This is a genomic window from bacterium, assembly GCA_036382775.1.
In the GTDB taxonomy this organism is placed as follows: domain Bacteria; phylum Hydrothermota; class Tepidihabitantia; order SM23-42; family JAOAFX01; genus DASVHD01.
This window is the reverse complement of record DASVHD010000035.1, coordinates 192,283-203,153: the sequence shown is the minus strand read 5'-3', so window position 1 is coordinate 203,153 and position 10,871 is coordinate 192,283. Positions and strand designations below refer to the sequence as shown.

At 50.9% G+C, this 10,871-nt stretch carries 7 protein-coding genes; 1 reads left to right on the top strand and 6 read right to left on the bottom strand.

Annotated elements, in window-relative coordinates; genetic code table 11:
* Positions 1 to 20: 20 nt before the first annotated feature.
* Entirely contained in the window at positions 21 to 1,160 is a 1,140-nt protein-coding gene (locus tag VF399_08480; GenBank protein ID HEX7320377.1) for a class I SAM-dependent rRNA methyltransferase, read from the top strand.
* Positions 1,161 to 1,229: 69 nt separating this feature from the next.
* Here the strand turns inward: VF399_08480 and VF399_08475 are convergent, their stop codons facing one another.
* The 6 genes from VF399_08475 to VF399_08450 all read right to left on the bottom strand — a co-directional run bounded on the left by VF399_08475 (position 1,230) and on the right by VF399_08450 (position 10,827).
* Positions 1,230 to 1,826: a PDZ domain-containing protein gene (locus VF399_08475; protein ID HEX7320376.1), complete on the bottom strand. Its 597-nt coding sequence runs from the start codon at positions 1,824 to 1,826 to the stop codon at positions 1,230 to 1,232.
* Positions 1,827 to 1,903: 77 nt separating this feature from the next.
* Positions 1,904 to 3,691, bottom strand: coding sequence for a tetratricopeptide repeat protein (locus VF399_08470; protein ID HEX7320375.1), 1,788 nt, complete (start codon positions 3,689 to 3,691; stop codon positions 1,904 to 1,906).
* A gap of 114 nt (positions 3,692 to 3,805) precedes the next feature.
* Positions 3,806 to 5,863 (bottom strand): GreA/GreB family elongation factor, encoded by a 2,058-nt coding sequence (locus VF399_08465; protein HEX7320374.1) that lies wholly within the window; start codon positions 5,861 to 5,863, stop codon positions 3,806 to 3,808.
* A gap of 670 nt (positions 5,864 to 6,533) precedes the next feature.
* Positions 6,534 to 8,954, bottom strand: coding sequence for a S49 family peptidase (locus VF399_08460; GenBank protein ID HEX7320373.1), 2,421 nt, complete (start codon positions 8,952 to 8,954; stop codon positions 6,534 to 6,536).
* A complete protein-coding gene (locus tag VF399_08455; protein HEX7320372.1) occupies positions 8,951 to 10,291 on the bottom strand; it encodes a polymer-forming cytoskeletal protein in 1,341 nt (446 codons plus the stop codon). The genes VF399_08460 and VF399_08455 overlap by 4 nt, the downstream gene beginning before the upstream one ends.
* Entirely contained in the window at positions 10,279 to 10,827 is a 549-nt protein-coding gene (locus tag VF399_08450) for a zf-HC2 domain-containing protein (protein HEX7320371.1), read from the bottom strand. Before VF399_08450 ends, VF399_08455 begins: the two co-directional genes overlap by 13 nt.
* Between the last annotated feature and the right edge of the window lie 44 nt (positions 10,828 to 10,871).

The window sequence follows — 10,871 nt, the reverse complement described above, 5'->3', positions numbered from 1 at the left end:
ATAATACCGCACGAGGTTGCATGAAAAAGGTTATCGTCCATCGCCGGCATACTAATCATCCCTGGATCTTTTCCAATGAGGTCATCCGGGTTGAAGATGGCGTTGTGCCCGGCGCCGTGGTGAGGGTCGAGGAGCGGCGCAAGACCGTTGGTTCTGGCTTTTACAACCCGCACTCGCTCATTGCGGTACGGTTATTTTCCGCTGATAAGCAAGATTTTGACGCGGCTTTGATCAAGGAACGCATGCGTAAAGCAAACGACATCAGGAACGGGTTGGGCGATACCTACCGCTTGGTTTTCAGCGAAAGCGATGGTCTGCCCGGGTTGGTCGTAGACAAATACGATAAGTACTTTGTCGTTCAGATCAATGCCCTGGGCATGGAACTGAACAAGGACAAGATCTTCAAAGTCCTCGTTGATGATTTTTCGGCGTCCGGGATATATGAAAAAAATGATGAAGAGGGATTGCGTTCGTTGGAAGGCCTGGAGCCGCGCGCGGCCGTGGTTCACGGTACAATTCCAGAGCAGGTCGAGATCGAACAGGATGGCGTGAAGTTTCTCGTGGACCTGGTTAATGGTCAAAAGACCGGATTTTTCTTAGACCAGCGATTGAACCGGCAGAGAGTTCGGGATTTGGCTCATGGCGAGGTCCTCGACTGCTTCTGTTACACCGGCGCTTTTTCGTTGTATGCCGGCCAGAAAGTGGACGTTAAGGTTACCGGTGTTGATTCATCAGAACCGGCGATCAGGCTCGCGCAGGAAAATGCCCGGTTGAACAAGGTCGAGGTCCAATTTTCCTGCCAGGATGTTTTTGATGTACTGAATGCTTATGCCCGGGAAAACCGGGCTTTTGACACGATCATCCTGGACCCGCCCTCTTTTACTAAATCGAGAAAGAAAAAATTCGCCGCGCTGCGCGGTTACAAACAAATAAACCTTAAAGCGATGCAGGTTTTGCGCGAAGGGGGCTTGCTTTTCACTTCATCATGTTCTTACCATATATCAATGGAAGATTTTATCACCATGCTCCAGGGTGCGGCATCGGATGCGAAGAAAGCATTCAGGATCATTGACCATGGCCGCCAGGCACCAGACCATCCGGTTCCGCTGAATTTTCCGGAAAGCGAATATTTAAAAGCACTTTTCCTGCAGATGGTTTGAGCGCTAAAAGAAATTACGCCATTGCACCGACCGGCGTAATGGCGTAGTGTCATTATAGTGGCAAGTATATTACTTGGCTTTCAGTTTTTCGACCTCGGCCTTTAGCTTTTCCACCTCGATCTTCAATTCGTCGATCTGTTTTTTGAGTTCGGTCGTGCCCTTGCCCAGCAGGTCCTTGAAATTCTCGATATTAAAGTCAATATCAGGCAGGTTCATTTCCAGCTTTAACTCTTTTGTTTCCTTTTCGCCCAGGGTGACGTCTTTGGCAATCTTTTTATTGTCCCTGAACATGACGATATTCACCTTCTGGTTCGGCTTTGCGACCACGAACCCTCGCAGACCTTCAAAATTTGACACTTTCTGCTGGTCGATCTCCACGATGACATCGCCGACCTTGATGCCGGCCTTCGCGGCAGGTGAGCCTTCGGCGATGGTTTCCACAACAGCGCCGGATTCGATATTAAGCGCCTTTTTCACGCCGTCGCTAAGATCACCGCCAGTGATCCCAAGGTAGCCGGACTTTTTGCTAACCTCGGTGCATACTTTTTCGCAGTCTTTTACTTCGCCGCAACAGGACTGGGCACTGAGTAATAACGGCGCGCAAAGCGCCATTACCACTGTGAGTATGGCAAAGGACTTAACAATGGACCGTGATTTCAGCATCATTCCTCCTTTATATTTTAAGCTTATATTTAAGACAGACCTTCTTGCCGATTTGTTTATCCTGTAATAAGCCCCGAAGGTCATTGCCCTATCTTTGTGGACCGGAAAGCTGACTTGATCATGGTTCTGTAATGCAGCGCTTCCTGGTCCCCGGGTGACAGACGCAGGACTTTCTCGATCAGAACCATTGCCTGGTCATAATTATTCATCAAGTAGTAGTTGTAAAAGGCCATTTTTAAATATCTGATTTCTCCAGGCGACCGTTCGATCGCTTTGCTGAGCGCGTTGGACGCCTTGCGGTATTGGCCCAAGGACTGCAACGCGTAGCCCAGCCCGTAATAGACCTCAGCCGTCGTGTCGCCTATTGCCAGAGCCTTGTCAAACGCCTTTGCTGCCCGGTCGTGGTCCTTCAAGTAATTGTAACTCTCTCCGAGGTAATGCCAAGCCCGGGCATAGTTGCTGTCGCTTGCAACCGCTGCCTGGCCGTATTTGACCGCTTGACTGTAATCTGCAAGATGATAACTGGCGATCAGCATATTATAGTATATCCGGGCGTCCGAGATACCGTTCTCAATTGCCGCGTTCCCCAGGACAAGCGCTTCCTTGTATTGCTTGCATAGGTCCGAACTGAGTATATAGGTCCCCCTGACAAAGAGCCAATTGTTGTCCTGGTGGTGATAGCGGAGGGCGACATCAGCGTATTGCCTGAGCGCGATCGACGGGACTGCATTAGAGATCATCCAGGGAGCAGCATGAAAGCACATGATCCCGACAATGATCCCGGCAATGCGCAATAACTTGCGCAGACCCTGGCTCATGAGCGTCTGGACCGCGAGGATACCTAAAGGCAGGGAAACAAATGCCATAAGGTCCCAATCCCCGGCTTCGAAGAAAATGTCGACCAGGAGGATGAACAGGACGCTGGCTGCGGCAGTTGCGATCAGGCCCAGTTCCTGTTTAAAAATATCCCTAGTATATGAACACATAAGCATCATGACCGGCACGGCTGCGACCAGCAGGAAAAGGTTCATCATATCCATGATATGACCACCACCGAGAATGGCATAGGGATGGTCAACCGATGGCATAAGCGGCAAAAGGACCGGCAGGGCAGAAGCGCGGGACACTGACTTGAACAGAAAAAGCCCCGGCGCGATGACCGCGCCGGCAGAAATTCCGATCCAGACAAACCTCAGCCATGTTTTTTTGATGGACTGCGACCAGACAATGATCAATGCCGGAATAAGGCACAGCCCGGCGAGGTGCAGGAACGCGGCGACCAGGCAGGCAGCGCTGACCGGCAGCGCGCGGGCGGGTCCATGCTCGCTGCCGGTACATAATACCGCAAAGATCAGGACCGCGCAGTTAAGGAGCGCGTAACTTTCGGGATGCCCGTAAAAAAGCATGAGCGCGCCAGAGCTGAGAATGAGCAGGAACACGAATAGGCGTGCTGGCCATGGTCTTGTCAGGCGCGCGCTCCATATTAGTGATATGGCAAGAAATATCCAGCCCGCCACAATGCTCACCCAGCGGTAAACATCCTGTCCGCTGACCCCCGGGCCTGCCAGCACCCGGTACAGCAGGCGGTGGATAAAAATATCGCCGAGTTCAGTTACGTCGTCGAACAGTTTGCCGTTGATCGTTCCGATCCGGATCTTGCCATCACCCAGAAGCATGAGTTTTTCACTGAAGAGCACGAAGGATATGCCGGTCAGCACGGCCAAGGCGACCGCGATCAGAATAAAGGTCGTACCGGTCTTTGACTCACCCAGCTTGCTGTCCGCGAACCATCCGCCGAACACCGCCAGCAGTGCGGCCGCGACGAATAGCACCTGCTGCCACCAGGCAAAGAACGATAAATGGAACACGCCCCATAATTCACCGGGCGTCGTAATAAAATTACAAATGAGGTGCAGTATCAGGTAGATAAAGGCAAGGAACAGGAAAGTGACGTAGAATTTGTTGCTCTGCTTGATCTTGATCTAGATTCCCTTCTCGATCATGACGATCTCATGTTCGAAATCATCGATGACCACGCTGTGACCGCAGCTCTTTCCCAACATGGCGCGGGCCAGCGGTGATTCGTTGGAGATCACGCTGTGTTCCAGGTCGGTGTCCCACCGGCCCAGGATCGTGAAGGTTACTACCTGGCCGGACCGCTTGTTTTTCAAGGAGACCATGGTGCCGATGGATACCTTAGAAGTGTCGACCGTCCGAGCGTCGATCAATTTTACCTTAGGCAGGTCCTGTTCGATGTCCCGCACCTTTTGATAGAGTTGGTCCTGCCGCTCCTTTGCCGCCTTGTATTCGAAATTCTCGCTCAGATCGCCATGTTCCCGCGCCCGGCCTATTTCCTTCTTGTTTTCCGGGATATCTACGGTCAGGAGTTTTTCCAGTTCGCTCTTTTTGTTCTGCAGGGCGGCTGGTGTTGAATAGATAAGGTCTTCGCGTTTGAAAAGTTGGGGGAAATGATATTCCAAAACCCGCAGGAAATCCCGCTTTTCGAAATTTTCCAGGCTCTGGCTGTTATTTACGGCCGCGATGATCTTCTGGGCGTCATCCGGTGTCGCGCTGTTGAGGAGTTCATCAAACCGCTCCAGGGCAAGGATCTTCATGACGGTCGATTTAAGACCCTTGACATGATCCAGACTGCTGATGAACCGGGGGACCAGTCCAGGCACCAGATAATTCTTTAATTCGGCTTTTGATACTTTTTTCATGAGCCACTGAAACTGCTCCGGGTGGTTATGGGGCACCAGGAAAACGGCGTCATAGAAATCTTTCAGAATGTCCGGGTTTGATGCCAGCCGTTGTTCTATTTCGGCCATGAGCCGGCTTTCTGTGCCGGCATGGAAGAGGATGGATCTGTAGATGGTTGGCCAGGTTTCCGGATTGGTTTTGCTGATGTGATCAAGGACTATTCGCTGATGGTTGAAATTCTGAAGGTGATGAACGATCTCTGCCGGCGGCAGCGTATCATAGATATCTTCGATGTTTAAAGGATCGCTGATCTTGCATGAAATTTCATTCAGTAAAAGTACGATGTCAAGGGCTAAACCAGGGTTTTGCTGAAGTTGATCATGGGCTACCTGCAGGAGCAAGGGCATGATCTTTTCGAACGCGGCCGGATCCTTCTTGACCATGATTTCAGCCAATGCATATTTTTCTTCAGGTGACGCTTTTTCAAAACCATTGACGGCTTCAACTGTTTTATTGACACCGGCACTGACGTACTGGTATGTTTTCTGGGTTTTGCCTCCGACCCGGATGTTGATGTCATGCTCCAGCTGCTTACGCACTTTATCCCACCAGTGGGCGATCTCGTTCTTATCAATGATGCCTTCCACGTGATTCTTTAACTGGGCAACTGACAGGGGCTGAGGGAAACTGGACAGGATCAGTTTCGCTAAGCCAATCGGGTCAGTACTCGCCAACTCCTTCAACCCGGGCATATTTTTTTGCTTTTGATACAGAAAATGCTCGCTGGTGAGAGGCATAAGCAGTCCGCGAGCGATATCGAATTTCATGAAATGGCGCGGATGTTTCTCAAAATCGATAATGAACTCTTTTTTTAAAGGCATTACATCCTTGATCTCACCGATCCCATATTTTTCAAAGTAGAAAAACTTGCCGACGTCATATTTCAAGAATTCATCCAGGCGCTCCAGGGATTTAAAAAAATGCTCACCCTTTTCAAAACCCGAGACTTCCAGATAATCTTCAATGTTCAAGCAGTCTTTGTATTTTACTCGGTAAAGATGAGCCGTTTTTTCCCTGGCCTTGGAATCGTTCGAAGTGTAATAAGGCATCTGCTTGTAAACGGCCAGCGCCCTGTCCAAATCATTTATTGCTTCATATTGGCCGGCCAGGATCTCCAGCAGCAGATATGCTTGCTCGGTCACAGAGATCTTTTTCAACCGCTCGGCGATCGCGAAATAATCATCAAGGAGGGTTTGGTTCTGCTCGGCCATCTCCATCCATGCATTCTCCAGACCTTCGAAATCTTTCTGCTCGATGTATTTCTTGATATCCTCGCGCATGCGGTATTATAGCAAGATTTGGCCGGTATTCAATAGAAAAATTTTTATTCACACTTTAACTCTGAATATGGTGGCGGATAATATTGATTGACTTTGTATATGAAACTCATATAATAATTCGGCATGGTTTCCTTGATTTTTGACATCGGGATGGCTATTTAAATGAATATCTTACTGCTTTTTATGATCAGTCTTGATTTTGGGAAAAAGGCGGCTGCCATTAATCGTAAACTTTTTCACCCTAAATCTTCCGATATTTCAGTGGTTATTTTATACATGGGAGCGATGTTGATATTTTTGTAAACTTTTGACTTGTCATAATAGAAAGATGAGATTGCTTCCCCTCATTCCTCGGGATTCCAGTTATCCCCCTCACCCTAACCCTCCTCCCACAGGGACACCAAATATAATGAAAGATCCTTTTCCACGTTGCCCTCGAGGGGGGAGGAAAAAGGAGGGGGTGTAAGGTTGCGCACGAGAAGTGCTCGCAATGACTGGGGGAGAGGATAGAAGCGGGAAACCAGTGACATACTTTTTTACTAGGCATTAAAATTGGATTCCCGTTTTCACGGGAATGACAGGCGAATTTGATGTGTATGATAATTTAAAAAAAAAGCCGGCAGGCGATATCAGCCTGCCGGCTCTGGTTTGGTGTTAATTCAGCTGTTACTTACTCGATGGTCATGCCCTGGTATTCCATGGGCAGCATAGGGATTGGTTGTCCGTTGTGGTCTAAGTAGAATTTTACCAATCCGATGTTCTTTTGCGTTTTCTCATCGATAGCGATCAGTTTGGGCTTGAAAAAGTCAGCGTTGAAAAGCCCGGGTTTGGGATATTCGACGATCTCGACCTCGGTTTTTTCCGCGATCCCGGCCAGCTGTTTAGCGATCGAAATAGCAAGCTCCATGCCGCCAAGCGTATCCACGATCCCGACGTCTTTGCCGTCGATGCCCGACCAGACGCGGCCCTGAGCGATAGCTTCTATTTCATCATAGCTTCTCTTCCGGGCAGCCGCGACCTTCTGGACGAATTCCGCGTACATACCCTTGATCTCGGCTTCCATACGGCCGCGTTCTTCCTCGGTGAGGTTACGGTCCGGGATCGAAGCGCCGAGCAATGGCAGGGTGGCGCCGAATTCCATGTCCGCGTGCTTGCCGGCCTGGACCTTGTCGGTCGACAGGCCGAGCTTGCTTTTGAACCCCTGGTCATAGAGCCAACCGCCGATCACGCCGATCGAACCGGTTATGGTAATCGGCGCGGCAACGATCCTGGTGCCGTACATGGATAACCAGTAACCGCCTGAACCGGCGACGAATCCCTGCGATACGATAACGGGCTTTTTCACGGCACACTTTTTAAAAGCCTCGGCAACGATATCGGATGCAAGCGCGTCGCCGCCCGGCGAGTCAACGCGGAACACGACCGCTTTTATGCTTTTGTCCTTGGTCACTGCTTCCACGTCCTTGACCAGCTGACGGGCCGTTATCCCTTCATCCATGGCGCAAACACCCAGTCCATAGATGATTGCAATCTGTGGTTTTCCTCCCCATTTGTTGTCTTCAGGCAGGTTGTAGCAGCTCAGCTGCGAAGGCACGATAAAAGTTTTCTTTTTTCCTTCCAGCGACTTCACGACGTCTTCAACCGCATCCCAGCGACCAAGCGTATCGACCAGGCCATTTTCAATTGCTGTTTTAGCCATAAATATGGCGGTATTGTTCACGAGATCATCAAAACGTTCAGGCGTGAAGCCGCGGCTGCTGGAAACATCGGCTTTGATGACATCATACATATCGTCGATGATCGCCTGGAGCTGCTCGCGGTCCGCATCCGACATATTCTCTCGCGAAACAATCTCGACCGCTGATTTATACTTGAAGAACCGCCATTCATCAAAACCGATGCCGAGTTTCTCCAGTGATCCTTTCAGGTATGTCTTGCCCATCATTAATCCCCGCAGATCGATCATGCCGACTGGGTCCATGACCACTTTATCGGCCACGGACGCGAAATAGTAATCCACCGTATTTGCGTTGTCGATATAAATGACGACATGCTTGCCCGCGGACCTGAAATCGGCCAATTGCGCGCGCAGTTCCCACAAAAGCTCGATATTCGCGTACATGCCCGAAGTGTTGATGGCGATGCCGGCGATGCTTTTGTCAGCCTTTGCCGCCCTGATGGCTTCAAGAACTCCCTTGAGCGTGTTCGCCTTATCGAACATGACAAAACGCTGGTACCGAAGAGGACCGTTGAGGTCCAGTTTGAGGTAGCTCGAGCGTTTCGCCGTCCTGGGATCCAGCAGAGCGCGGTCATTGGCGCCGAGCCTGATGCCGTACACGCTGTTCACAGGCTCTCCGTCCTCGTCAAAATGGATCATGGATCCCAGCCCGCTTCTGCCCAGGCTCAGTTGAACACCGGCATTGAATGTTTTGTCGTCAAAGTACCGCGCCGTGAGCCTGACGCCGGGGAGCGGCTCCAGCGCCAGCCCGGCGCTCCAGAACCCGTCTTTCAGTTCAAAGCCGCGCTGGATATTGTAGTCACCGAACAATGTTACCAGCTCGTTACCGAAAGGTCTCAGACCCAGTTCAGCCGTGGCTTCGCGGTCACCGCCTGATAATGCCAGAAGGCCGGTCAAGCCCAGAGATAGATGGCGGTCAGGCCTGATCATGGTACCGAGGGATAAAACATTGGAACGTTCAAATATATCAACATCGCCTGAAGACCACCCAAAACCCAAGCCCAGGCTCGCTTTTCGCGAACCGAACGAATGGCTGATCCGGTAATCGTAAACGCGACCCAATAAATTTTCGCGCCGCATCATCCCAAAGCTCAGGTTCGGCACGGCCATGAACAATCCCCAGTTTTCAGCGTTGAAGACTTTGCCGGTAGTGTCTATCCAGGTAAAATAAAGATCAGGTTGATGCAGGTAATTCAGGACCGCAGGGTTGTCGAATCCGTACAATCCATAGCCCATCGCCGCCGCCGGCGCCAGGCTGAATTCCCGCTGAAGCAGATACCCGGGCATGGTTGACTGCCCGGGTATCATGGTCAAAGATACTGCCAGAAAGACTATAGCCAGCGCGGTTCTCACTTTGACTCCTTTTTAAATATGGTATATGTCGCCGCGCCCTGACCGATGGTCCAAGCGATCCAAAGGATGGATATGCCGATGATGGTGATCAACGGGAAGTGGATAGCACCCGCAATGATATTGATGGCCATTAACGCGAGCCATCCGATGCTGAAAACGCCGACGCGGCTCTCGATCTTCCACTTGGCGCTTTCGCAGATACGCTTGCCGACCACTGATGAGAGCGAGGCAAAGCCGAATATGCCGGCGACCGCGAGCGCTATTGGCAGCAGGAAGATGAGTGGGATGCCGACGATGGAAATGGCAAAGAGGACTATCGCCGGGATGATGGCGATAATGATCGCCACGCCGATGGCAAGCGAGATCCAGAATTCATCGCGCACTTTGATGTTTATTTTCTCGATGGCGCCTGGGAAGATGAGCAGGGCGAGCAGGCAAAGGAGATAAAAGACGGCGATTATCCCGAGAATAACAACACGGCTGACAACGGCGGACATGACATCGAGCTGAGGGCCCAGTCTGAACAATTTACTGATCCGGGGAACCAGCCTGCTCAGCGGCATCTTGACCGTCTTGATCTCGCCTTCGATCACGGCATTACTGTCTTGTTCAACGGTGCCGCCGATGACGACGATATCCCCGCTCACGGTCGAGCCCGAGTCCAATTCCACGTTTCCACCGATCACGGCCAGATCACCTGAGAGCGTGCCATGGTTTTTGATCGTTCCGCCGAATACCGCGGCGTCTTCTTCAATAATACCGTTGATCCTCAGATTCCCGCCGAATACCGCGACCTCTCCGGTCACGCTGCCGTTAACAACAGCTTCACCGCCCATGACCGCAAGATCACCATCGATCACGCCATCCACGACCGCGGTACCGCCGGTGATTGATACGTCATGGTCTATGGTTTCGTTGGTATCAACGTAAAACTCGCCGCTGATGGGGCTGGTCATATGAGGAGAAACTTCGACATTCACGCCGCCTGTGTCCTCGGCAAAGGCAAGTTTCGGGGTAATATCATAAAGAAAAAGCATGGGGTTGATGGTTCTCAGCGAATGCCGGTACGCCAGGGCCATGACCGACGGCAATTCAGTCAGCGCGTTGTCATGGGTGGCGCTCTGGTTGTTTTCGTGAGAATCTTTTTTCGCGGTCACGACCACTTCGGGCAGCACATAGGAATTACCAAAAACCGATTCCATGTTGTCAGGCGCCCTTTTGGCGGTCGCCACCACTTCGGGCAGGACATAGGAATTACCGAATATCGATTGATCAGCGCCGGCCTGTGAACCAGCCGCCTGCAGCATTACGAATACCAAGGCAATTAAGCTCTGCATGTTTCCTCCTTCTTTTGGATGATTTTGCCTAAAGCATAAACAACTATGATCGAAGCAATGGCTCCAAGCATGGGTATGAGCGGATTGAAACTGGTTTTTATGAAGGGAACGGCGAGTTCTTTAAGCCCAGTGAAGAGGATCGATATCTTTTCAAAGACATTCACCAACATGGGCGTGGATAACAGCGCCTTTCCCAGCAGCATTCTGGGTAATGGAGAGACCAGGAATCCGATCAGTGATATTATCCAGGCAGCGGCAAGAACCCCGGTCAGTCTTGCCCATGCCAGAGGTCTCCCGACTGTTGTCCTGGCTGGAGCAATGCCGAGTTCGGCGAGTACTTTCAAATTGAAATCGCGTGCCGGGAAAAATTCAATGAGCGAACTCAATCCTTGTTCAACCCCACACATTTCTTCGTATAACTTACGGCATTGAGGACACTGGGTCAGATGTTCTTTTAAACCATGCATTTCAGCATCGGTGATCTCCCGGTCCAGTTTCTTTTGGATGAGGCTTTCGATCTCTTTGTGGTTTGCCATACACTTAGTTATACGTGGAAGGAGGAAAAAAGTTTCACATTTTG

Coding starts and splice junctions, on each gene's coding strand:
- VF399_08480 (HEX7320377.1), top strand. CDS start 21: ATGAAAAAGGTTATCGTCCATCGCCGGCATACTAATCATCCCTGGATC.
- VF399_08465 (HEX7320374.1), bottom strand. CDS start 5,863: ATGCGCGAGGATATCAAGAAATACATCGAGCAGAAAGATTTCGAAGGT.
- VF399_08475 (HEX7320376.1), bottom strand. CDS start 1,826: ATGATGCTGAAATCACGGTCCATTGTTAAGTCCTTTGCCATACTCACA.
- VF399_08455 (HEX7320372.1), bottom strand. CDS start 10,291: ATGCAGAGCTTAATTGCCTTGGTATTCGTAATGCTGCAGGCGGCTGGT.
- VF399_08450 (HEX7320371.1), bottom strand. CDS start 10,827: ATGGCAAACCACAAAGAGATCGAAAGCCTCATCCAAAAGAAACTGGAC.